General features: G+C 70.6%; 17 protein-coding genes. 7 read left to right on the plus strand and 10 right to left on the minus strand.

Annotated elements, in window-relative coordinates:
• Positions 1 to 20: 20 nt before the first annotated feature.
• Together ACSJJU_RS03115 and ACSJJU_RS03120 are read left to right on the plus strand one after the other, a co-directional pair.
• Entirely contained in the window at positions 21 to 842 is an 822-nt protein-coding gene (locus tag ACSJJU_RS03115; RefSeq protein ID WP_435913706.1) for an enoyl-CoA hydratase/isomerase family protein, read from the plus strand.
• A gap of 14 nt (positions 843 to 856) precedes the next feature.
• Positions 857 to 1885 (plus strand): alcohol dehydrogenase catalytic domain-containing protein, encoded by a 1029-nt coding sequence (locus ACSJJU_RS03120; RefSeq protein ID WP_435913707.1) that lies wholly within the window; start codon positions 857 to 859, stop codon positions 1883 to 1885.
• Between the two features lie 24 nt (positions 1886 to 1909).
• On the opposite strand, the gene ACSJJU_RS03125 is transcribed toward ACSJJU_RS03120, so the two are convergent.
• On the minus strand, positions 1910 to 2821 hold the full coding sequence (locus ACSJJU_RS03125) for a thymidylate synthase (RefSeq protein WP_435913708.1): 912 nt from the start codon (positions 2819 to 2821) through the stop codon (positions 1910 to 1912).
• 209 nt (positions 2822 to 3030) lie between these two features.
• Between ACSJJU_RS03125 and ACSJJU_RS03130 the strand changes: the two genes are divergently transcribed.
• Both ACSJJU_RS03130 and ACSJJU_RS03135 read left to right on the plus strand, forming a co-directional pair.
• The gene (locus ACSJJU_RS03130) at positions 3031 to 4452 is read left to right on the plus strand and encodes a glycosyltransferase (RefSeq protein ID WP_435913709.1); all 1422 of its coding nucleotides are present in this window, start codon (positions 3031 to 3033) and stop codon (positions 4450 to 4452) included.
• Positions 4449 to 5816 carry a hypothetical protein gene (locus ACSJJU_RS03135; RefSeq protein WP_435913710.1) on the plus strand — a complete coding sequence of 456 codons (1368 nt, stop codon included), beginning with the start codon at positions 4449 to 4451 and terminating at the stop codon, positions 5814 to 5816. The genes ACSJJU_RS03130 and ACSJJU_RS03135 overlap by 4 nt, the downstream gene beginning before the upstream one ends.
• 663 nt (positions 5817 to 6479) lie before the next feature.
• Here ACSJJU_RS03135 and pepN read toward each other — a convergent pair.
• Positions 6480 to 9104 carry an aminopeptidase N gene (pepN, locus tag ACSJJU_RS03140; RefSeq protein ID WP_435913711.1) on the minus strand — a complete coding sequence of 875 codons (2625 nt, stop codon included), beginning with the start codon at positions 9102 to 9104 and terminating at the stop codon, positions 6480 to 6482.
• 355 nt (positions 9105 to 9459) lie between these two features.
• Between pepN and ACSJJU_RS03145 the strand changes: the two genes are divergently transcribed.
• Positions 9460 to 10386: an SDR family oxidoreductase gene (locus ACSJJU_RS03145; protein ID WP_435913712.1), complete on the plus strand. Its 927-nt coding sequence runs from the start codon at positions 9460 to 9462 to the stop codon at positions 10384 to 10386.
• 198 nt (positions 10387 to 10584) lie between these two features.
• Here the strand turns inward: ACSJJU_RS03145 and ACSJJU_RS03150 are convergent, their stop codons facing one another.
• From ACSJJU_RS03150 to panB, 8 genes are all read right to left on the minus strand, one after another.
• On the minus strand, positions 10585 to 12339 hold the full coding sequence (locus ACSJJU_RS03150) for a methyl-accepting chemotaxis protein (RefSeq protein WP_435913713.1): 1755 nt from the start codon (positions 12337 to 12339) through the stop codon (positions 10585 to 10587).
• 119 nt (positions 12340 to 12458) lie between these two features.
• A complete protein-coding gene (locus tag ACSJJU_RS03155) occupies positions 12459 to 13337 on the minus strand; it encodes a DMT family transporter (RefSeq protein ID WP_435913714.1) in 879 nt (292 codons plus the stop codon).
• A gap of 96 nt (positions 13338 to 13433) precedes the next feature.
• Entirely contained in the window at positions 13434 to 14453 is a 1020-nt protein-coding gene (locus ACSJJU_RS03160; RefSeq protein WP_435913715.1) for a threonine aldolase family protein, read from the minus strand.
• Positions 14454 to 14523: 70 nt separating this feature from the next.
• Positions 14524 to 15540 (minus strand): CorA family divalent cation transporter, encoded by a 1017-nt coding sequence (locus ACSJJU_RS03165; RefSeq protein WP_435913716.1) that lies wholly within the window; start codon positions 15538 to 15540, stop codon positions 14524 to 14526.
• 29 nt (positions 15541 to 15569) lie between these two features.
• Complete coding sequence (der, locus tag ACSJJU_RS03170) at positions 15570 to 16958, minus strand: ribosome biogenesis GTPase Der (RefSeq protein WP_435913717.1); 1389 nt, start codon at positions 16956 to 16958, stop codon at positions 15570 to 15572.
• A gap of 45 nt (positions 16959 to 17003) precedes the next feature.
• Positions 17004 to 18317 (minus strand): outer membrane protein assembly factor BamB family protein, encoded by a 1314-nt coding sequence (locus ACSJJU_RS03175; RefSeq protein WP_435913719.1) that lies wholly within the window; start codon positions 18315 to 18317, stop codon positions 17004 to 17006.
• Positions 18317 to 19156: a tetratricopeptide repeat protein gene (locus tag ACSJJU_RS03180; RefSeq protein WP_435913720.1), complete on the minus strand. Its 840-nt coding sequence runs from the start codon at positions 19154 to 19156 to the stop codon at positions 18317 to 18319. Before ACSJJU_RS03180 ends, ACSJJU_RS03175 begins: the two co-directional genes overlap by 1 nt.
• Before the next feature lie 44 nt (positions 19157 to 19200).
• Complete coding sequence (gene panB, locus ACSJJU_RS03185; RefSeq protein WP_435913722.1) at positions 19201 to 20082, minus strand: 3-methyl-2-oxobutanoate hydroxymethyltransferase; 882 nt, start codon at positions 20080 to 20082, stop codon at positions 19201 to 19203.
• Positions 20083 to 20233: 151 nt separating this feature from the next.
• Between panB and ACSJJU_RS03190 the strand changes: the two genes are divergently transcribed.
• Both ACSJJU_RS03190 and ACSJJU_RS03195 read left to right on the plus strand, forming a co-directional pair.
• Positions 20234 to 20986, plus strand: a complete 753-nt coding sequence (locus ACSJJU_RS03190) for an SDR family oxidoreductase (RefSeq protein ID WP_435913723.1) — start codon at positions 20234 to 20236, stop codon at positions 20984 to 20986.
• Between the two features lie 140 nt (positions 20987 to 21126).
• On the plus strand, positions 21127 to 22395 hold the full coding sequence (locus tag ACSJJU_RS03195) for a serine hydrolase domain-containing protein (RefSeq protein WP_435913724.1): 1269 nt from the start codon (positions 21127 to 21129) through the stop codon (positions 22393 to 22395).
• The last annotated feature ends 8 nt before the right edge of the window (positions 22396 to 22403 follow it).

The raw sequence follows: 22403 nt of genomic DNA on the forward strand, positions 1-22403 counted from the left end.
GGGGGGGGGGGGGACGGGACATGAACACGCCCTTGCAGATCGAGCAGGACGAAGGGGTCCTGCGCCTCACCAAGACCAACCCGGAGGCGGGCTACGGCATGAGCCTCGCCCTCATCGAGGCGATGACCGCCGCGCTGGCGGAGGCGCGGGAAGACCCGTCGCTCCGCGCCGTCCTCATCGACGCGGCGGGCAAGGGCTTCCACAGCGGCGCGGTGGCGGTGACCGAACTGGGGCGCGAGCTGCCCGCCCTCACCCGCAACGACTTCCGCCATCTGGTGGCGCTGGGCCACGGGCTGGGCCAGGCCATCGCGGCGCTGCCGGTGCCGGTGATCGGCGTTGCCCGCGCCGGGGCGCTGGGCGGCGGGCTGGAGCTGCTGCTGCGCTGCGACTTCCTCTACTGCACGGACGCCGCCCGCTTCTCCTTCCCCGAGGTGACGCTGGGCTTCGTCGCCGCCTGGGGCGGCACCCAGCTGGCGTCCCGCCTCATGCCCTTCCGCAAGGCGCAGGAGATGCTGCTGCTGGGCGAGCCCCTCACCGGCCGCGAGGCGGAGGCGCTGGGGCTGGTTACCCGCTCCCTGCCCGATGCGGAGGCGCTCGACGCGCACCTGGCGGCGGTGCTCGACCGGCTGCGGCTATGCTCGCCGGCCTCGCTGCGCTGGACCAAGGAATGCCTGCGCGCCGTCTGGGACGGGCCGCTCGCCCACGGCGAGCGGGTGGAGGCGCTGGCGGAGACCGAGGCCATGGCGAGCGGCGATTTCCTGAAGGGCCTTGCCGCGCTCCGGGAGGGCGCGCACTACGATTACGCCGCCGGGCAGATGCGCCCCAAGGCGCGGCGGGACTGAGGGAGGACACCCCCATGCGCGCAGCCGTTTTCGAGAAGCCCGGCGAGAAGTTCCGCATCCGCGAGGTGCCCACGCCCGCGCCCGGGCGCGGCCAGCTTCTCATCCGGGTAAAGCGCTGCGGCATCTGCGGCAGCGACCTGCACATGACCGACAGCCACAGCTGCTTCCACCCCGCCTCCGGCGCGATCATCGGCCACGAGTTCAGCGGCGAGGTGGTGGCACTGGGCGAGGGCGTGGGGCCGGAGTGGCGCGAGGGCCAGCGCATCACCGCCCTGCCCTATCAGGGCTGCGGCCGCTGCGCCCGGTGCCTGTCGGGCGAGCCGGTGTGGTGCAGCGAGGTGCGCAGTATGCCGAGCGGCCGGGCCCAGGGCGCGTTTGCGGAATACACCCTTGTCGGCGCGGCCGAGAGCCTGCGCCTGCCCGACAGCCTCTCCTGGGAGGAAGGGGCGATGGTGGAGCCGGTCGCCGTCGGCCTCCACGCGGTCTCCCTGGCGCGGTTCACCCCCGGCGCGCGGGTGCTGGTGGTGGGCGCGGGATCGGTCGGGCTGACGGTTGCCGCCTGCGCCCGGGCGGCGGGCGCGGGGCCGGTGTGCGTCACCGCCCGCACGGACCGGCGCGCCAGCCTCGCCCGCTGGATGGGGGCAACCGAATTCCTGCTGAACGACGACCAGCTCGCCGCCAACTTCGCCCGGGTGGCAGGCGGCCCGCCGGAGGTGATCTTCGAGTGCGTCGGCCTGACCGGCATGCTGGACCTGTGCGCCAGGCTCGCCGCGCCGCGCGCCACCGTGGTCGTGCTCGGGGCCTGCATGCAGCAGGAACGGATGATGCCCATCCTCCCCACCATGAAGGAGCTGCGGCTCCAGTTCGCCCTGTGCTACAGCCGCCGGGATTTCGAGACCGCGCTGTTCATGATCGAGCGGGGCTACATCGACCCCCTGCTCCTGCACACCGACACGGTGGACCTGACCCGCTTCCCCGATGCATTCGAGGCGCTGCGCCAGCCGGGCGCCCAGTGCAAGGTGCTGCTTGATCCCGGCCGCTGACGGCCCGGTAGCTGACGCCCCGCCCTACACCGCCACCGGCGCGCGCAGCGGCGGGTGGGGATCGTACCCCTCGATGGCGAAATCCTCGAACACGTAGCCGTCGATGCTCTCGGGCCGGCGCAGGATCTTCAGCTGCGGGAAGGGGCGGGGGTCGCGCGTCATCTGCTCGCGGGCCTGCTCCTCCGCATTGCTGTAGAGGTGCACGTCCCCGCCGAACCACACCAGCGTGCCCACCGCCAGGTCGCACTGCTGGGCGATCATGTGGGTGAGCAGCGCCGCCTCGAACAGGTTGAACGGCACGCCGAGAAAAATATCCGCCGAGCGCTGGTAGAGCGCGCAGCTGAGGCGCGGCGGCCGCCCGTCCGCGCCGCTCGTCACATGGAACTGATAGGTCATGTGGCACGGCGGCAGCGCCATGCCCTCCAGTTCCGCCACGTTCCAGCCGGTGAACAGCAGGCGCCGGCTCGCCGGGTTGGCGCGGATCTCCCGGATGAGCGTTGCGATCTGGTCGTGCTCGCGCCCGTCCGGCCCCTGCCAGCGCCGCCACTGCTTGCCGTAGACCGGCCCCAGATCGCCCCACGCCTTCGCGAAGGCCTCGTCCTCGACGATGCGCTTCTCGAACTCCGCCTGGGTGATGTCCTCGCCCGTCGCCTTGCGGTACCTGGCCAGCGGCCAGTCGGTCCAGATCTTCACCCCCTGCGCCACCAGCGGGCGGATGTTGGTATCCCCGGTCAGGAACCAGAGCATCTCGCGCACGGCGGGCTTCCAGAACACCTGCTTGGTGGTGAGCAGCGGCAGGCCCTGCGAGAGATCGAACCGCAGCACCTCGCCGAACAGGCTGCGGGTGCCAACGCCGGTGCGGTCCATCCGCCGGTCGCCCTCCTCCAGCAGCCGCCGCAAGAGGTCGAGATACTGGAACTCGGGATGGGTCGTCATAGGGCCGCCTGCTCCGCAACGGATCGCTTCCCTTGGGGATACTGTTCAGGCCGCAGGCTGGCAAGTCACAGGCTGACAGGGCCGGCGTCTCCCATCCTTCCCCCGCCTTTTCCCCGCCCGCGGGTATTCGACTACAGCCGCGTTGTCGCCGCCCTCACCCAGGAATTATAAAAACAACAATAACAATCCGTGCCCTGCGGAGACAAAAAGTGAACGAATTTCTCGCGGATTCCGTGGCCGTCTATCTTGCGTTCTTCAAACATCTTCTTTTTCTCGTCACGGTCCTTATCTTTGTTTTTAATATTGATGAATTATTCATCGACGCCCTCTACCTGCGCATCCGCCTCGCCGCCGGGCTGGACCGCCTCCGCCGCCGCGGCCGCCCCCTCACCGCCGCCGACCTGATCCACCCCGAGCCGGACTGGATCGCCCTGTTCGTGCCCGCCCGCGACGAGGCGGACGTGATCGGCCCGATGCTGCGCAACACGCTCGAGACGCTGGACTATCCCCGCTACCGCATCCTCGTCGGCACCTACCCGGACGACCCGGCGACCGAGGCCGCCGTGCGCGCGGTGGCGGCGCGCGACGGCCGGGTGGTCTGCATCGTCGGGCGGGACTCGAAGGCGGCCAGCTCCAAGGCCGCCAACCTCAACGTGATCCACGACGCCATGCTGGCGCTGGAGCGCGCGGGCCACCCGCCCTTCAAGGCCGTGGTGCTGCACGACGCCGAGGACGTGGTCCACCGGATGGAACTGCACGTCTTCAACCGGCTCATCCCGGCGCTGGCGCTGGTGCAGCTTCCGGTGGAGCCGCTGCCGCACGAGCGGCAGCCGCTGTGGGGCCACACCTATCTGGAGGAGTTCGCCGAGAGCCACAGCCGGGACATGGTGGTGCGCCACTGGCTCGGCGCGAGCCTGCCCAGCGCCGGCGTGGGCTGCGGCCTCTCCCGCGCGGCGCTGGCGGCGGCGGCGCGGCAGAACGGGGGCAAGCCCTTCCGCCCCCAGGCCAAGACCGAGGATTACGAACTGGGCATCGCCCTCGGGCTCCAGGGCTTCCGCACGGCCATGGTGCGCCTCCCCGCCGGGCCGGAAGACCGGCGCTGCGTCGCCACCCGCAGCTACTTCCCCGACACGTTCCAGGCGGCGGTGCGCCAGCGCAGCCGCTGGCTGCTGGGCATCACCCTCAACGCCTGGCGGCGCTTCGGCTGGCCCGGCCGCCTCGCCGACCGCTACATGCTGCTCCGGGACCGCAAGGCCCTGCCCTGCGCCTTCCTCAACGTGCTGGCGCTGTTCGCGCTCGCCCAGCTCGGCCTGTTGTGGCTGTGCGCCCGCCTGACCGGCTGGCCGGGCTACACCCTGGTGGTGGCGCCGGGCAGCCTCACGGCGGCCCTGCTCGACCTCAACCTCGCCCTGCTGGCCTGGCGGGCGGTCATGCGGGCCGTACTGACCGGCCAGCTTTATGGCGTCCGCGAAGGCCTGCTGTCCGTGCCCCGGGCGCTGTGCGCCATCCTCATCCAGGCAGCCGCCGCCTGGCGCGCCCTCGAGACCTACGCGGAGGAAACCCGCACCGGCAAGCCCGCGCCGTGGGACAAGACCGCCCACAGGTTTCTGGCGGGGCACGGGACGCGATGATCGCACGCACGCCCGAACGCGCCGCCGCCGCGCTCGCCCTGCTGCTCGGGCTATGGGGCCTGAACCGCCAGCCCGCCTTCCTGGAGGACGTGGCCGCCTTCCGCGCCCTCGCCGCCGCGCCAGCCCGGCCCGCCGCGCCCCGGAGCGGGAGTTGGCGCGAGCGCCCGGGCGGGAGCCCGGCCCCGGCCCTGCCTCGGGCGATTGCGGTGTCCTCTCTGCCTCCCGCCCCGGCGCCCCTCCCCGCGCCCCGCCGGGCGGAACCATCGTCCGGGCCGCTGGTGCGCCTGCGCCTGCCGCGCACGCCCCAAGTCCGCCTCCAGCTTCCACGCGCGCCGCTCGTCAGCGTCCACCTGCCCGCCGACCTCGACAGCCCGCCCGCCTACGCCTCCGACGCCATCGTCCCGCTGGTCTACCGCCTCGGCCCCGACGCGCCAGACGCCGACCCGCTCCTGCCCCTGCCGCTCCAGAACGGCCCGTTCCTCAACCTCTCCGCGCCGCCGCCGCCAGACCTGCCAGCGGACGCCGCCGCCGCAAACGCCCCCGCCACCGCCGCAAACGCCGACCGGAGCGCCTCCCCGCTGGCCGCGCCCGACCCCACCCCGGCTGCCATCGCCGCCCGCTCCTTCGAAACCGCCGCGCCCTCCACCCGGCCCCCGCCCCGCCTGCTCCTCGGCGCATGGGTGTTTCACCGGCCAGACGGCAAACACGGCGAAGCCCCCCTCGGCGGCTCCCAGTCCGCCCTCCTCCTGCGCTACCGCCCCGACCCGCTCGCCGAACGCCCCCTCATGCTCCACGCCCGCCTGCTCGCCGCCCACGACAGCCCGTCAGGCGGCCGCGAAACAGACAACGGCCAGACAGGCAGCCGCCCCCTGTTCCAGGCCACCCAGGCCACAGCCGGACTCGGCTGGGTCGCCGTGCCCACCCTCAACGGCACACTCATCGCCGAACGCTGGGTCAAGGTCGGCAACGGCTCCCGCAACGCCTTCGCCCTGCGCGCCTACGGCGGCTACGGCGAAGGCTGGGGCCCCACCCCGGCCGGAAACCCCTGGCCCCACTGGTCCCTCTACGGCGAGGCCGCCGTCGTCGGCGCCCGCCGCCGCGACCTGTTCGCCGCCGCCGAAGCCCGCGCCGGATACGGCTTCGCCCTCGGCGACGATACCCGCCTCATGGCCACCGCCGCCCTCTGGACCATGATGCAACGCGACGACCATACCCGATACCGCCTCGAAGCCGGGCCCAGCCTCGGCCTCGACACCCGCATCGGCGACCTCCCCCTCCACCTGCGGCTCGACTACCGAACCCCCCTCGCCACCACCAACACCGGCAGCAGCGGCCTCACCCTCACCGTCGCTGCCGGCCTGTGAGGAAGGGACCCGGGAGGTTTTTTTCAGGGGAATATTTTTGGGGGGAATTTTTTTGGGGGATTTTTTCTTTTGCAGGAGGGGCTTGCCCCTCCTGCACCTCCCTTCGTTTTATCGGGCCGCGCCCGTCCGTACCGCCTGCGCTCAACGGTCTTGGGTTGAAAGAACAGGACCGTGCCTGTCCCCGGCCGAGCGCCCCGGCGTCTGCCACCGGTATGCGTTGATCGGCATGAGGTGAAGCGCATCCGGCGGAGCCACCCCGCCAGGCCCCCTCACCCTGAAATGAACCGGTGCAAGGAAACGAACCGGAGAAAGGAAATGAACCGGCGAAAGGCAATGAACCGGTGAAAGGTAATGAACCGGTGCAAGGCAATGAACTGGTGCCCCCTCTACCCGCTGAATGGTTTTGTTGAATGATTTTAAGGAGCAACCGCACCGCGCCATCCCGCATGCACGGCCGAAGAATAAACCGGGTGCTTTTTCACGCCGCCCGTTCCCGATCCCGCGCCCCGATCCTGCCCCCGCAAACGAAAAGGCCGCGCCCGGTTGTGCCGGACACGGCCCTAAAAAACAGATGGGGGATGAAAGGGGGTCCGAGACCCCCTTTCGCCTTTCTACCCCCGATCGACTCTCCCCCGATCGCCCCCGATATGCGTGCCTGCCCCCTTAGCCGAGGCTTTTCGAGACCATCTCGTACACGTCTTTCGACAGGCCGGAGACGCCGAGGATTCGCTCAAGCTGGCCGCGCATGAGGGCGGCGCGGGCCTGGTCGAAGCGCTGCCAGCGGCCGAGCGGGGCCACCAGCCGCGCGGCGGTTTGCGGGTTGAGTTTGTCCACGGCGATCACCTGGTCGCCGAGGTAGCGGTAGCCGCCGCCGCTGGCGGCGTGGAAGCGCACCTGGTTCATGCTGAAGGCGCCGACCAGGGCGCGCAGGCGGTTGGGGTTGGTGAGGGTGAAGGCCGGGTGGCGGGTCAGGCGGGTCACCTGCTCCAGCGTATCCGGGCGGATGGAGTGGGCCTGGAGCATGAACCACTTGTCGATCACCAGCGCGTCGTTTGCCCAGTCGTCGTAGAACGTCTGGAGCGCCGTTTCCCGCTCGGGCGCGTCGGAGTTGACGAGGGCGCCGAGCGCGGCGATGCGGTCGGTCATGTTGTCGGCTTGCCGGAACTGGGCGACGCACGCCGCCACCGCCTCGGCGGCCTCTGCCGCCGGTTCCGCCATCAGGTACTGGAGTGCCGTGTTCTTCAGCCGCCGCCGCGCCTTGGCGGCGGGGGTGAAGGCGTAGGCGGCGTCCTGCATGGCGCGGTAGACGTCCCACCACAGCGGGCGCAGGTGAGCGGTGAGCGTGCGGCGGAACAGCTGGCGCACGGTGTGGATGCCGTCCACGTCCACGATCGCCATCTGGTCGCCCACGTAGGATTCGCTGGGCAGGGTCACGGCCTCGGCGGCGAGGGCCGGGTCGAGGCGGCCGTCGAGCGCTTCCCGCAGGATCGCCTCCACCGTCTCCACCAGCACCGGGGCGACGGAGACCGGGCGTCCGGCGGCGTTGGCGTTGACCTGCTCCAGCATCAGGTCGAGGCCGAGCCGCTGCATGGCCTCGAAGCGGGCGAAGGGGTCGTCGTCGTGGCGGGCGAGGAAGGCGAGGTCCGAGCGGTCCATGGGCGCCTTCAGCACCACCGGGGCGGAGAAGCCGCGCAGCAGCGAGGGCACCGGCCGTTCCGTCAGCCCGTCGAACACCACCGTCTCCTCGGCCTGGCGCAGCTCGACCAGCCGGTCGCCGGTGAGGTTGCGGCCCGACTGCGCGCCGAACAGCGCCACCCGCAGCGGAATGTGCATGGGCTTCTTGCCGGTCTGGCCCGGCGTGTCGGGGATGGTCTGCTTCACCTTGAGGGTGGCCGTGCCTGCCGCTGCGTCATAGTCGAGCCGCGCCTCCAGATGCGGCGTGCCCGCCTGGGAATACCACAGCTTGAACTGGCCGAGATCGACGCCGCCGGCCTCCTCCATGGCTGCCACGAAGTCGTCGCAGGTCACGGCCTGGCCGTCGTGGCGGCTGAAGTAGAGGTCGCACCCGGCGCGGAACTTCTCCTCGCCCAGCAGCGTCGCCAGCATCCGGATCACCTCCGCGCCCTTGTTGTAGACGGTCGCGGTGTAGAAGTTGGAGATCTCGATATAGCTCTCCGGGCGCACCGGGTGGGCGAGCGGCCCGGAGTCCTCGGGGAACTGGCCGGCGCGCAGGGTGCGCACGTCCTCGATGCGCTTGAGCGCGCGCGAGCCATGATCGGCGGAGAACTCCTGATCGCGGAAGACCGTGAGCCCTTCCTTGAGGCTGAGCTGGAACCAGTCCCGGCAGGTGACGCGGTTGCCGGTCCAGTTGTGGAAGTATTCGTGGGCGATGACGCTTTCCACTGCGTCGAAGTCCATGTCCGTCGCGGTGTCCTGCGCGGCGAGCACATACTTCGAGTTGAAGATGTTCAGGCCCTTGTTTTCCATCGCGCCGAAGTTGAAGTCCCCCACGGCCACGATGTTGAACACGTCGAGGTCATACTCGCGGCCGTAGCGTTCCTCGTCCCAGCGCATGGACTTCTTCAGCGCCTCCATGGCGTGGGCGCAGCGGCCGAGGTCGTGCTCCTTCACCCAGATGGCGAGCTGCACCTCCCGGCCCGAGGCGGTGACGAAGCGGTCGGAGAACGGCTTCAGGTCGCCCGCCACCAGCGCGAACAGGTAGCAGGGCTTGGGGAACGGGTCGTCCCACGTTGCCCAGTGGCGGCCGCCGGGCAGCTCGCCCGCGCCGGCCGGGTTGCCGTTGGAGAGCAGCACGGGGAAGCGCATCCGGTCCGCCCGGATGGTGGTGCGGTAGCGGCTCATCACGTCCGGCCGGTCGAGGAAGTAGGTGATGCGGCGGAAGCCCTCGGCCTCGCACTGGGTGCAGAAGATGCCGCCGGACATGTAGAGGCCCATCAGCTGGGTGTTGGCCGCCGGGTTCACCTGGGTGACGATCTCGATGTCCGCGCGGCTGTTCTTGAGCGGCAGCACCAGCTGCTCCCGGGTCAGGCGATAGTCCCCGGCCGCCAGCGGATTGCCGTCCACCGAGACGGAGACCAGCGTCAGGTCGCGCCCGTCCAGCGCCAGCGGGTGCTTGTGGGTGCCGTTGCGGACAACGGTGAACCGGCTCGTCACCCGGGTTGCGGTGTCGCCGAGGTCGAAGTCCAGCTGGATCTCGGGGATGAGAAAACGCGGAGGCTGGTAGTCCTTCAGCAGAATGGCCTGCGGGGTTGCCTGGGCATCAAGCATGATCGGAAATCGCTTTCACAAAAGTCCGCCACGGCGGGCGGCTGGGGCTACTCTCTTGTCTTTCGGATATTGGTGCTCTGCGGGCAAGGGCAAGCGTGGGCCGTGCCGGGGCCGAAAACCCCAGTCATTCCCGCGCCTTCCCGGCAAGGCGAAGCGCAGCACCACCGGAGCGTCGCCTGCCTCCATAGCGGCCTTCCTCCCGTCCGTCGCCTGTTCATGTGGCCTGTTTTCATCCCTGCCCCGCACCAGCGCTGCCGGAATTTTGGGGGAAACGCCGATATATGCAACGCCCACATCTCGGGGGCCTGCCAACAAACCCCTGCAAAACCCGGCGCCGCGCGCTACACACTGGGGCATGAGCACCCGCCGCTGCCTGATCTTCGGCCTGGGCTACACCGCCCGCCGCCTTGCCGCCCGCCTCGTGCGGGAGGGCTGGCAGGTCACGGGCACCCGCCGCGCCCCGGCGGCCCCGGAGGCGCTCCTGCCCGAAGGCGTGCCGGGCGGCGCGGTCGAGATCCTGAGGTTTGACGACCCCGCCGTTGCCGCGCGGGTGGCGGAGGCGGAGGCGATCCTGTCGTCCGTGCCCCCCGATGGCGTCCCCCCCGATGGCGTCCCCCCCGATGGCGACTCCGGTTTGCCGGACCCGGTGCTGCGCGCCTATGGCGCGGCGTTGCGGGCGGCCCCGGCCCGGTGGATCGGCTACCTTTCCTCGACCGGGGTCTATGGCGACACCCGGGGCGCGTGGGTGGACGAGACCGCGCCCGTCGGCGGCGGCCGCCGCTCGGCGCGGGTGGAGGCGGACCTTGCCTGGCAAGCGCTGGCGCGGGAGGCGCGCGCGCCGGTGCACATCTTCCGCCTGCCGGGCATCTACGGCCCCGGCCGCTCGGCGCTGGACCGGGTGCGGGAGGGCACGGCCCACCGCATCCACCTGCCGGGCCATGTGTTCTGCCGCATCCATGTGGACGACATCGCCGGGGCGCTGCTGGCCTCCCTCGCCCGGCCGGACGCGCCCGGCAGCGCCGCCCTCTACAACGTGGCGGACGACGAGCCCGCCTCCGGCGCGGCGGTGACCGAATATGCGTGCGACCTGCTGGGGCGGCCTTATCCGCCGCTGCAAACGCTGGAGGCGGCGGGCCTCTCCCCCATGGCGCGGGGCTTCTATGCCGAGAGCCGCCGGGTGCGGAATGACCGGCTCAGGCAGCGGCTCGGCTACCGCCTGCTCTACCCCACCTACCGGGAGGGCCTGCGCGCCTGCCTCGACGCCGAGGGGCCGGAGCGCTGAGCGCCGAGCAAAAAACCAAAAAGAGAACCCCCGCAGGCCCATTTCGCTTTCAACACGAAATCGACGCTACGGGGGTTCAAACGCTGTTACAGAGGTTTTTGCCTATCACGGCTAGGAGGTACCGCCTCGCCCTGTTTTGGTGCTGTAATCGCCTTTACGGGCGATTGCGGGCCATGCGAGGGGCGGACCTCTCCCTCATCATGCCGCCTGCACCTGTTCGAGGAAGGCGCCGATGCTCTCGCGCAGCGTCTCGGCCTCGCGGGACAGCGCCTCCGATGCCGAGCGCACCGAGCGGGCGGCCTGGGCGGTCTCGCCGGTAGTGGTGGCCACGCCCCGGATGTTGCTGGCCACCTCGCCGACGCCGCCGGCGGCATGTTGCACGTTGCGGGCGATCTCCTGAACGGTGGCGTTCTGCTCCTCCATGCCGGCGGCGATGACGGCGGCGATTTCGGTCAGCTTGGAGACGCTCTCGCCCATGCGGTCGAGCGCATCGGCCGAGGTGGCGGCCTCCGCCTGCATCGCCCCCACCTTGGAGGTGATGTCCTCCGTGGCGCGCGCCACCTGGCTGGCCAGCCCCTTCACCTCGCCCGCGACCACCGCGAAGCCGCGGCCGCTGTCGCCCGCGCGGGCCGCCTCGATGGTGGCGTTGAGGGCGAGCAGGTTGGTCTGCTCGGCGATGTCGCTGATGATGCCGACGATCTCGGCCACCTGCGACGACACCCGCACCATGCTCTGCATCTTCTGGGTGGTGTCGCTGGCGCCGGCCGCCACCTGATCCACCAGCGCCTTGGCGTTCACGCACTGGCGGGAGATCTCGTCGATGGAGGCGGTCATTTCCTCGGTGGCCGCCGCCACCATCTGCACGTTGGCCGAAGCCTCGCCCGAGGCGGCGTCCACCGCCTTGGTGCGCTCGTTGGTGTCGAGAACCGCGCCGTTCATCTGGTCGGCGGTGGCGAGCAGGTGCTGGCTGGCCTCGGTCACGGTCGCCAGCGAGCGCGCCATTTCCTGCCGGAAGGAGTCGATCAGCGCCTGGATGCGGTTGGCGCGCTGCTCCTGGCGGCGGGCCTCCTCAAGCTGGCGCTCGCACTCGGCCAGGTTCTGCGCCTGAAGCGCCGCCTGCTCCTCCAGCAGCCGCTGCTGCTCGGCAGCCGCGGCGGCCTGCTTCTCCTGAAGGGCGTCGCGCTCGATGGCTGCCGAGCGGAAGGTGGCCACGGTGCGGGCCATGGCGCCGATTTCGTCGCCCCGCTCCACCAGCGGCACCTCGTGGGAGGTATCGCCCGCCGCCAGCCGCTCCATGGTGGCCGCCAGCTGCTGAAGCGGCCGGTTGATGCCGCGCGAGGCCACGGTCAGGGCCAGCGGCACGGCGACGCCGACACCGAGGAGACCGGCGATGAGGATCACCCACCGCGCCCGGGTGATGATGTCCTCGGCCTCGGCCGCCAGCTGTTCATACGTGGCCTGCTTGGCGGCGAGGAAGGCGTTGGTCGCGTTGGAGGCATCCTGCTCGGCCGGGCGCAGATCGGTGCGGATGCGCTCGGCGAGCTGCCCGGCGTCCGCGTTGCTCCAGCGCTGGCGGATCTGCTCCAGCTGCCCGATGACGGCGGCCTGCTTGCCAACGTAGGCGCCGCCCAGCCGCTCGCGGTCCGCCGCGTCCAGCGTGGCTTCCAGCGCGTCGACCGCCGCCTTCATCTCGTGCAGGCGCTCGCCCATCTGCCCGGAGAGTTCCCGGCGATCCATCTCGTCGGCCGCGCTGGCCAGCTGATAGGCGTCCCGTTGCAGCGCGCGACTGAGCGAGCGGATCTCGCTGATGTCGTAAAGCTGTTTCTGGACGACCCGGCGCTGTGAGGTGATATCGCTCGTGTTGGACAGCGCCCACAGGCCGCACGCGGCAAGGCCAAGACAGACCATCGCCAGAATGGCGATGGAGGCGAATAACTTTTTGGCGATCGACATTCTGCAACACCCGCAACAGTACTCCTTGCGGGTTACGGCTCGCCGGTTAATCGAATCTTGACGCTGTCCCTCGGTTCACCGAATTTTATGTCGACCGTCCGTTTTTTTATTCCGGCGTGTCACTTTTTGCCCCGGCTGGCGACGGCGATCAGGGTGCCGCCGATGGCCAGCGCCGCGCCCGCCATTTCCGCCACGCCCCACCGGTAGCCCTCGAACAGGGTGGAGAGGCCCAGCGCCACCACCGGCACCAGCACGCTGGAATAGGCGGCGCGGGAGACGCCCCAGGCGCGGATGGTCTGGTAGTAGAGGTGGAAGGCGATGACCGAGCCCGGAATGGCGAGGTAGAGCAGCCCGCCCAGATAGGCCATGTCGAGGCGCAGCACCGGCGGCCCGGCGTAGGCGACGGCGAGGATCGCGGTTGCCGCCGCGCCGTAGGCCATGGCCCAGGCGTTCATGGTGTAGATGGAGAGGCTGCGCAGGCCCTTTGTTGCCGGGAACAGGTTGCCGATCGAGGCGGCCAGCACCGAGGCGAGGCTGAGGGCGAGGCCGACGATGCCCCGGTCCCCCCACCGGAAGTCGGCGATCTGGGAGGAGAACAGCAGGCCGATGCCCGCCACGCCCAGCGCCGCGCCCAGCAGAAGCGCGGGCGTGAAGCGCTGCTTGAAGGCGATGCGCGCCATGATCGGGTTGAAGATGACCAGCATGGCGAAGGCCACCGCCACGAGGCCGGAGGCGATGTAGCGCTCCGCCTCGTAGACGAAGATGTAGTTGATGCAGAACTGGAGGAGGCCCATCGTCACCAGCATCAGGTGCTGGCGCGGGCTCACCTTCAGCGGCTCGCGCCGGGCGATGCAGATTGCCCACACCACCGCCGCCGCGATGACGTAGCGGTAGACCACCGACCAGGCCGCCGGCACTCCGGCCAGCTGGGTGGTGATGGCGATCCAGGTGCTGCCCCAGATGAGAACGATGGTCGAAAACGCAAGCCATGCGGGCATGGCCACTCCCCTTTTGACACCCCGCCGGCGGCCCCCGCCGCGATCGGGAAAAACGCAAATCCTGACGGTCTTTCCTGACGGTCGATGCAGGCCCGTTCAGACCGGCAGATTGGCCAGCGCGACCGCCAGCGCCTCCACGTGCACCTCGACCTGGTCCCACGACACCACGAGGCGGATCTGGCCCGAGCCTTCCGCGCCCCAGTCGTAGAACTCGAAGCCCTGCGCCCGCAGCTGGTGCGCGCCCTCCGGCCCCACGTTGAGGAACACCTCGTTGGCCTCCACCGGATAGAGCAGCCGCCCGGGCGCCGCCTGCGCCAGCCGCCGCGCCATGGCGTTGGCCCGCTCCGCGTTGCGCCGCCACAGGCCGGTCTCGATGTACGCCAGCAGCTGGGCGGAGATGTAGCGGCCCTTGCACAGCAGATGCCCGCCCCGCTTGCGCCGGAGGCCGAACTCCGCCGCCAGCTCCCGGTTGAAGAACACCACCGCCTCGGCCGCCAGCGCGCCGTTCTTGGTGGCGCCGAAGCACAGCACATCGACGCCCGCCTTCCAGGTGATGTCGGCCGGGTGGCAGTCCAGATGCACCAGCGCGTTGGCGAAGCGCGCCCCGTCCATGTGCACCCGCATCCCCCGGGCCTTCGCCGCCCCGGCCAGCGCCGCCACCTCGGCGGGCGTGTAGACGCAGCCCAGCTCCGTCGCCTGCGTCAGCGACAGCACGCGCGGCTGCACCTGGTGCACGTCGCCCCGCATGTCCGCCAGCGCCGCCGCGAAGCTCTCCGGCGTGATCTTGGCCCCGAAGCCCTCCGCCAGCAGCAGCTTGGCCCCGCCGGTGTAGAACTCCGGCGCGCCGCACTCGTCCACGTGGATGTGCGCCTCGCGGTGGCACACCACCGAGCCGAACGGCGGCGTCAGGCAGGAGAGCGCCAGCGCATTGGCGGCGGTGCCGGTGGTCACCGCGAAGGCCGCCACGTCCGTGCCGAAGAAGCGGGAGAACACCTCGCTGAGGCGGCCCGACCACGGGTCGCCGTCATAGGGCGCGGTCGAGGCGGCATTGGCCTCGACGATCGCCGCCAGGATCTCCGGCGCAACGGTTGCGGTATTGTCGGACGTGAAGCGCATGATATCGGCTGCTAGCGGGCGCCGTGGCTTTCGTCAAACGATCCTTGCACCCCCGTCCCGGACGCCGTTCCTAGAGCCAGCCCTTGCGCTTGAAGAACAGGTACGGCAGCACCGCCGAGAGCACCATCAGCCCGATGGCGAAGGGGTAGCCCAGCGGCCAGCCCAGCTCGGGCATGCGGTGGAAGTTCATGCCGTAGATGGAGGCGACCAGCGTCGGCGGCAGGAACACGACCGAGGCCACCGAGAAGATCTTGATGATGCTGTTCTGCTCCAGGTTGATGAGGCCGGTGGTCGCGTCCAGCAGCAGGGAGATGCGGCCCGAGAGGTAGTTCACATGGTCCGCCAGCGCCCGGATGTCGCCGGTGATGGAGCGGAAATGCCCCTCCAGCGCGCTGCGGCGGGGGTTGGAGGCGGCGCTCGCCGCCAGGAAGGCGTTGATGCGCGACAGGCTGAGCAGGCTCTCCCGCGCCTTGGAGAGCATGTCGCCCCGGCCGCCGAGGCGGCGCAGCACGCGGCGGAAGTCCTTCACCTGTGCGCCGCGGAACTGGTTCTGCTCGCCAAAGACATGCTGGGTCATGGCATCGAGCGCCATGCCCACCTGCCCCAGCACCTCCGCCAGCCGGTCCACCAGCAGCCCGACCAGCCCCACATAGATGCCGTAGCCGTCCTCGAACCGGGCGCCGCCGGGGCGGCTCGCCTCCGCGACGAAGGCGTCGAACCCCCGCACCGGGCTGTGCCGCACCGTGATGAGCACCCCGCCCCGCAGGATGAAGTAGACGGTGGTGAGCATCGGCGCGTCGCCCGTGCTGCCCACCAGAATGGCGGCGGGGGCGTGGATCGAATCGCCTTCCTCGATGATGCGGTTGGCCATCTCGAGGCCGAAGATCCGCTCCCGCGTGGGGATGTTCACCCCCAGCTCGCGCTCGACGAAAAGCTCCTCCTCCTCGGTGGGCTCGAGGAGATCAACCCAGGCGGCCCGCGCCAGCAGCGCCGGGTCGAGCGGCGCGGCGGCGGAAGACCCGTCCGCGGCGGCCTCCGCCTGGCAGGGGGTCAGCCGGCCGTTGTCGAGGCTGTAGAGCGCAAGCATGGTCCCCCCCTTTCGGCTCGCCCCGCCGCCTAGCGTTTGGCCTTGCCCGCGAACGGGTTTTCCCGGCTGCGGAAGTTGAGGCGGATGGGCACGCCCATGAAGCCCAGCTCCTCGCGCATCAGGTTGACGAGGTAGCGCTGGTAGCTGTCCGGCAGCTCTTCGAGCCGGTTGCCGAACACGATGAACGAGGGCGGGCGGATGCGCGCCTGGGTGATGTAGCGCAGCTTGATCCGCTTGCCGCCCGGGGCGGGCGGCGGGTTGCGCTCCAGCGCCGCCGCGAACCAGTCGTTGAGGCGGGAGGTGGGCACGCGCCGGCTCCACAGGTCGCGGATCTCGAACGCCGCCTTGATGAGGGTGTCCAGATTCTTGCCGGTGGCGGCGGAGACCGGGATCAGCGGCACGCCCTTCACCTGGGAAAGGCCGTCCTCCAGCGCCCGGGCGACGCCCCGGTAGATGCCGCCGTGGTCCTCGACCGAGTCCCACTTGTTGAGGGCGATCACCAGCGCCCGGCCTTCCTGCAGCACCTGGTCGGCGATCTTCAGGTCCTGCGCCTCAAGCCCCAGGGTCGCGTCCAGCAGCAGCACGACGACTTCCGCGAAGTCGATGGCGCGGCGGGTGTCGGCGGCGGAGAGTTTCTCCAGCTTGGTGGTCACCCGCGCGCGGCGGCGCAGGCCCGCCGTGTCGATGAGGCGCACCGGGCGGCCCTGCCACTCCCACTGCACCGAGATCGAGTCGCGGGTGATGCCCGCCTCCGGCCCCGTGACCAGCCGGTCCTCGCCCAGCAGCCGGTTGATGAGGGTGGACTTGCCCGCGTTCGGGCGGCCCACCACCGCCAGCTTCAGCGGCGCGGCGGCCACCTCCTCCGGCGTGGGCTCGGCCTTCTCGTCCTCCTCGAAGTCGTCCTCGGGCGGCAGGCCCACATGGCGGACAATGGCCTGATAGAGATCGGCCATGCCCTCGCCGTGCTCGGCGGAAATGGCGACGGGCTCGCCCAGGCCCAGCGCATAGGCCTCGTAGAGGCCCGCCTCGGCCATCCTGCCCTCGGCCTTGTTGGCCAGAAGCACGACCGGCGTGTCCTGCGCGCGCAGCCAGCCGGCGAAGTGCCGGTCCAGCGGGGTCAGCCCGGCGCGGGCGTCGATGACCATCAGGGCCAGGTCCGCCGTGTCCAGCGCGGCTTCGGTCTGGGCGCGCATGCGCCCGGCGAGCGAGGTCGCCTCCGCATCCTCCAGCCCTGCCGTATCGACGATGGTGAACTCCAGGTCGAACAGCGAGCCGTCGCCCTCGCGGCGGTCGCGGGTGACGCCCGGCGTGTCATCGACAAGCGCCAGCTTCTTGCCAACCAGCCGGTTGAACAGGGTGGACTTGCCGACGTTCGGGCGGCCGATGATGACGATCGTGGGTTTTTGACGCTCTTTCATGCCGTGTGCTTAGACGGGTGCGGCCGCAAGAGCAATCGCGCCCGATCACCGAAACGCCGTAACGCGCCCGTCGTTCGTCATGATGTAGAGGGTATTGTTCGCAACCACCGGTGGCAGGAAGGCGTCGTCGCTCAGCTTCTCCACCGAAATCAGCGCGCCGGTATAGGGCGAAACCGTCGCCACATAGCCGTTGCTGGAGGTGAGAATCAGGCGGTCGCCCGCCAGCACCGGCCCTGCCCAGGTGACGAGTCCCTTGCGGTCCTCCGGGTCCTTGTAGCGCTGGAGCGGCGTCAGCCAGCGAATGCGGCCCTCGCTGCGGGTGAGGCACACCAGCTCGCCCTCGTTGGTGACGGCGTAGACGAAATCGCCCGCCACCCAGGGGGTGTGCACGCCGCCCAGGTTCGCTTCCCACACGCGCTGGCCGGTGGTCAGCTCCAGCGCCACCATGCGCCCGCCGTTGCCGATGGCGAACACGCGGCCCCGGTCGATGACCGGCGAGGCGTCGATGTCGAGCAGCGCGCCGATGGCCGTCAGGCGGCCGGTGCGGGTGAGCAGTTCCTGCCAGGTGACGCGGCCGTTCTCGACGCGCAGCGCGGTCAGCTCGCCCGAGGAGTAGCCCACCACCAGCGTGTCGGCCATGACCGCCGGCGCGCCGGTGCCCAGGATGCTGGCGTTCTCGACGATGCCGGTGGCGTCCCACAGCACGTCGCCGGTCTCCAGCGACAGGGCGAACAGCTGGTTGTCGAAGGTGAGCACATAGGCGCGGTCTTCGGTCACCGTGGCCGCGCCCCGGAACGGCGCTTCCATGTCCACCTGCCACAGCTTCCGGCCGGTGGCGGCGTCGAGCGCGGCGACGAAGCCGTAGCCCGAGGTCGCGATCAGCTTGCCGTTGCTGTAGGAGACGCCGCCGCCGAAGGCGAGGCGCTTGCTCTCCTTCTCCGGGAAGGCGAAGGACCACAGCTTGCGGCCGGACCCGGCGTCCAGCGCCTGCACGGTGGCGCGGGTGTCGATGGTGAACAGCTTGCCGTCCGCCACCACCGGCGGCGACACCAGATAGGTGATGCGGCTGCCGCCCTCGCCGACCGAGGCGGTCCAGGCGCGGCGCAGCGTCTCCGGCAGGGCGAGGTGGTGCATGGCCTTGGCGGGCGCGCCGCCGGGCTGGGCCCAGTCCTTGTTGGCGTAGGGCGCGGGCAGCGTCACCTTCAGGTCGGCGATGGTGGCGTCGGCTTCGAGCGCCTGCTCGAACGCCAGCACCGGGATGCGCTCGCCCGGCAGGCGGCTCTTGTTCTTGTTGCCGCCCGAGCAGGCAGCCAGCGCCGCGAGCGCCACCAGGGATACGGCGGTACGAAACAGTTTCATTACTTGGACTCCGGCGCGCCAGAAGCAGACGGGGCAGCAGGTGCCGGGGCGGCAGCGCCCTCGGCCGGGGCCGCGGTTTCAGCAGGGGCGGATCCGGTCGCGGTGGGACCGGTCGCGGTGGATTCAGTCTTGGCGGCCTCTGCGGCGGGCTCCGCCGCCGGGGCGGCGTCCTCCGGCAGCATGGAGAGCATCTGCGCGGCGCGGCTGCGCAGCGAGGGCGCCACATCCTCGTTGCCGGCGATGGCCTCGAACAGGGCGCGGGCCAGCTGCGGCTGGCCGGACTCGAGGTAGGCAACCGCCAGCAGCTCGCCCGCCGGGCCGAACCAGGGGGTGCCGTCCTGCGCGATGGGCTTCAGCTTCTCGATGGCCTCCTCCGGCTTCAGCGAATCATACTGAAGCTGCACGGCGCGGAAGCGGGCAAGGCCCCGGAACGGCTCGGCGAGGGTCTTGTCGGCGGCGATGGCCTCGTAGGCCTTGATCGCCTCGGCGGTCTCGTCGCCGCGCACAAGCTGGGCGGCCTGCGCCAGCAGGGCCAGCGCCCGGATGCCCTCCGTGCCGTCGGCGGCCAGCGCCTTCAGCTCGGGCAGCGCCTTGTCCGTATTGCCCTCGCTCAGGAGGGCGATCGCCTGCGCCAGGCGGTCGGACTGCTGGTTGATCTTTTCCTTGTGCTCCTCCCGCCAGTAGAGGAAGGCCGCCAGGGCAATCAGGAACACGCCGATGCCGATGAGCATCCACCGGCCATAGTTCCTCCACAGGTTCGCCAGTTGCTCGCGGCGGAGTTCCTCATCCACCTCGCGCAGGAAGGCTTCGCCCTGATCGCCCGTTTGGTCCTTGGCCACGCGTGTCCCCTGTCTCGAATATTCCGTTGCAGATTAGTAGCGGCTCACGGCTTTCGCGCAAGCGATTCGGCGGGGATCTGGTACAGGTTATCCTCACCGGGGAACGACCGGTCGCGCACAGCCTCGGCGAACGCCCGCGCCGCCGCGTCGAGGTTCTCCGCCAGGTTGTAGAACCGGCGCACAAAACGCGGAACACGATCGAACAGGCCCAGCATGTCCTCTGCCACCAGCACCTGGCCGTCGCAGGCGGCGCTCGCCCCGATGCCGATGGTCACCGCCGTCACCGAATTGGTGATCTCCACCGCCAGCGGCTCCACCACGCCCTCGATGACGAGGGCGAACGCGCCTGCCTCCGAAACCGCCTTGGCGTCGCGCAGGATCTTCGCCCGCTCCGCTTCCGACTTGCCGCGCGCGCCATAGCCGCCCAGGGCGTTGACCGCCTGCGGGGTGAGCCCCACGTGCCCCACCACCGGGATTCCGCGCTCGACGAGGAAACGCACGGTCGGCGCCATGGCCTCACCGCCTTCCAGCTTCACGCCCGCCGCGCCGGTTTCCTTGAGGATGCGCGAGGCGGTGGCGAAGGCCTGCTCCGGGCTGGCCTCGTAGGAGCCGAACGGCAGATCGATGATGACGACCGAGCGGTAGGAGCCGCGCACCACCGCCGCGCCGTGGTTGATCATCATCTCCACCGTCACCGGCACGGTGGAGGGCAGGCCGTAGATCACCTGCCCCAGGCTGTCGCCCACCAGCAGCATGTCGCAATGCGGATCGAACAGCTGGGCGAAGCGGGCGGAGTAGGCGGTGAGCATCACCACGGGCTCCTTGCCCTTGCGCGCCGCGATTGCCGGAACCGACAGCCGCCGCACGGGGGTCGGGGTGGGATTCGCCCGCGACGTCGAGGTATCGAGGGTATAGGTGGTCGACATGTTTCATGCTCCTGCCAATCACCCGGGCACGGGGGCTGCGATACCCCACTCCCGGGCACGGGGCCAGACCATAGCGGCCCGCACCCCCATCGCTCAAGGCGCAGGTTGGTAGCTCTTGTCCGGCGCGGCGGGAATATGCCATGGCGGCAACATGATATTCGATCTCAGTGAAAAGCTGGCCCTCGTCACCGGCGCGAGCCGGGGGCTGGGGCTGGAGATGGCCCGGGGCCTCCTGCACGCGGGCGCGCGGGTGATCCTGCACGGGCGGGATCAGGCGGCGCTCGACGCGGCGGCGGCGGCGCTCGATCCGACCGGCGCGCGGGTGCTCACCTGGCGGCTCGACCTCTCGGCCCCGGACGCCTTCGCGCCCGCCGTCGAGGCGCTGGTCGCCGCCCACGGCCCAGTGGACATCCTCGTCAACAACGCCGGGGCCCGGGCGCGGGGCAGGCTGGATGACCTGCCGCTCGGCGAGATCCGGAGCCTCATCGAGGTGGATCTGGTCGCGCCCCTCCACCTCTCCCGCCTGCTGGCCCGGCACATGCGGCCGGGCGGGCGAATCATCAACATCACCTCCATTGCCGGCATGATCGCCCGCTCGGGCGACGCCGCCTACACCGCCGCCAAGGGCGGGCTCGCCGGCCTCACCCGGGCGCTGGCGGCGGAACTGGGCGAGCGCGGCATCACCGTCAACGCCGTCGCCCCCGGCTTCTTCGCCACCGACGCCAACGCGGAGATGGTGGCGGACGCGGACATCGCCCACTGGCTCGCCCGGCGCACCTCGCTCGGCCGCTGGGGCAAGCCGGAGGAGATCGCAGGCGCGGTGGTGTTCCTCGCCTCCCCCGCCGCCTCCTACATCACCGGGCACCTGCTGCCGGTGGACGGCGGGTATCTGGCGCATTTCTAGCCATCAGAGCACCGGCCATCGGAGCACCGGCCATCAGAGCCCCAGCCATCAGAGCACAGGGGGGGGGGGCGTCTGGAAAGCCGCGCCGGGCATCCCTAATCTCGGCGAGTTATCCGGTTGAACGAAGGGAGACCTGACGCATGCACGCACGCCGCCTCGCCCCCCTCCTCGCCCTGCTCGCCGCCGCCGCCCCGGCCGCGCCGCTGCTCGGCCAGCCGGTCCCGGCCGTCGCCCGGGCGGAAGCGCAGGCACCTGCCTTCGCCCGGCGCCTCGACGCGGCGATCGACAAGGCCATCGCCGAGCAACGCATCGTCGGCGCGGTGGTGCTGGTGGCGGAGGACGGCCGCATCGTCTACCGCCGCACCGCCGGGCACTTCGACCGGGAGAAGGGCGAGCCCATGCGGGAGGACGCGATCTTCCGGCTGGCGTCCGTCTCCAAGGCGGTGATGTCGGTTCTGGCCATGACGCTGGTGGAGGACGGCACGCTGGCGCTGGATGCGCCCGTTTCCCGCTGGCTGCCCGAGTTCCGCCCGCGCCTGCCGGACGGCACCGCGCCCGAGATCACCGTGCGCCAGCTGCTCAGCCACACCGCCGGCCTCAGCTACGGCTTTCTGGAATCGCCGGACAGCCTCTACTTCCGCCTCAACGTGCTGGACGGCATGGAGCTGCCGGACACCGACCTCTACGGCAACCTGCAGCGGCTGGCGCAGATCCCGCTCGCCTTCCCGCCGGGCACGGGCTTCCGCTATTCGCTGGCGACCGACGTGCTCGGCGCGGTCATCGAGCGGGCCACGGGCAAGCCGCTCGCGCAGGTGGTGCGGGAAAAGGTGACCGCGCCGCTCGGCATGACGGACACCGGCTTTGCCGTCACCGACCCGGCCCGCCTTGCCCCGCCCTACATCCATCGCGCGCCGGGAACAGAGCCCATGGCCCCCGAGCGCATGACCGACAACGTCCGCCTGCCCATGGTCGCGAGCCACATCACCTTCGCCCCCAGCCGCGCGTTGAACCCGGACGCCTACCCCTCGGGCGGCGCGGGCATGGTGGGCACGGCGCGGGATATCCTCGCCCTGCTGGAGGCCGTGCGCACCGGCGGCGGCACCGTGCTGAAGCCGGAGACCGTGGCAAAGATGATGGTGGACCACAGCGACGCCGCGAACCGGCCGGACGCGCACGGCTGGGGCTTCGGCCTCGGCTGGTCCGTGCTGCTCGACCCGGCGGCGGCCGCCACGCCGCACGCGCGGGGGACGTTCCGCTGGGGCGGCGTCTACGGCCATAGCTGGTTCGTCGATCCCGAGCGGAAGCTGACCGTGGTCGCGCTCACCAACACGACGCCCGAGGGCATGGATGGCCCGTTCGTCGACGGGCTGCGCAGCGCCATCTACGGGGTTGCGCCCGAGAGCAGGTAGAACAACGG

The sequence above is a fragment of the Pedomonas sp. V897 genome, assembly GCF_051304405.1.
GTDB lineage: Bacteria > Pseudomonadota > Alphaproteobacteria > Sphingomonadales > Sphingomonadaceae > Pedomonas.

Coding starts and splice junctions, on each gene's coding strand:
- ACSJJU_RS03115 (WP_435913706.1), top strand. CDS start 21: ATGAACACGCCCTTGCAGATCGAGCAGGACGAAGGGGTCCTGCGCCTC.
- ACSJJU_RS03120 (WP_435913707.1), top strand. CDS start 857: ATGCGCGCAGCCGTTTTCGAGAAGCCCGGCGAGAAGTTCCGCATCCGC.
- ACSJJU_RS03125 (WP_435913708.1), bottom strand. CDS start 2,821: ATGACGACCCATCCCGAGTTCCAGTATCTCGACCTCTTGCGGCGGCTG.
- ACSJJU_RS03135 (WP_435913710.1), top strand. CDS start 4,449: ATGATCGCACGCACGCCCGAACGCGCCGCCGCCGCGCTCGCCCTGCTG.
- pepN (WP_435913711.1), bottom strand. CDS start 9,104: ATGCTTGATGCCCAGGCAACCCCGCAGGCCATTCTGCTGAAGGACTAC.
- ACSJJU_RS03145 (WP_435913712.1), top strand. CDS start 9,460: ATGAGCACCCGCCGCTGCCTGATCTTCGGCCTGGGCTACACCGCCCGC.
- ACSJJU_RS03150 (WP_435913713.1), bottom strand. CDS start 12,339: ATGTCGATCGCCAAAAAGTTATTCGCCTCCATCGCCATTCTGGCGATG.
- ACSJJU_RS03155 (WP_435913714.1), bottom strand. CDS start 13,337: ATGCCCGCATGGCTTGCGTTTTCGACCATCGTTCTCATCTGGGGCAGC.
- ACSJJU_RS03160 (WP_435913715.1), bottom strand. CDS start 14,453: ATGCGCTTCACGTCCGACAATACCGCAACCGTTGCGCCGGAGATCCTG.
- ACSJJU_RS03165 (WP_435913716.1), bottom strand. CDS start 15,540: ATGCTTGCGCTCTACAGCCTCGACAACGGCCGGCTGACCCCCTGCCAG.
- der (WP_435913717.1), bottom strand. CDS start 16,958: ATGAAAGAGCGTCAAAAACCCACGATCGTCATCATCGGCCGCCCGAAC.
- ACSJJU_RS03175 (WP_435913719.1), bottom strand. CDS start 18,317: ATGAAACTGTTTCGTACCGCCGTATCCCTGGTGGCGCTCGCGGCGCTG.
- panB (WP_435913722.1), bottom strand. CDS start 20,082: ATGTCGACCACCTATACCCTCGATACCTCGACGTCGCGGGCGAATCCC.
- ACSJJU_RS03190 (WP_435913723.1), top strand. CDS start 20,234: ATGATATTCGATCTCAGTGAAAAGCTGGCCCTCGTCACCGGCGCGAGC.
- ACSJJU_RS03195 (WP_435913724.1), top strand. CDS start 21,127: ATGCACGCACGCCGCCTCGCCCCCCTCCTCGCCCTGCTCGCCGCCGCC.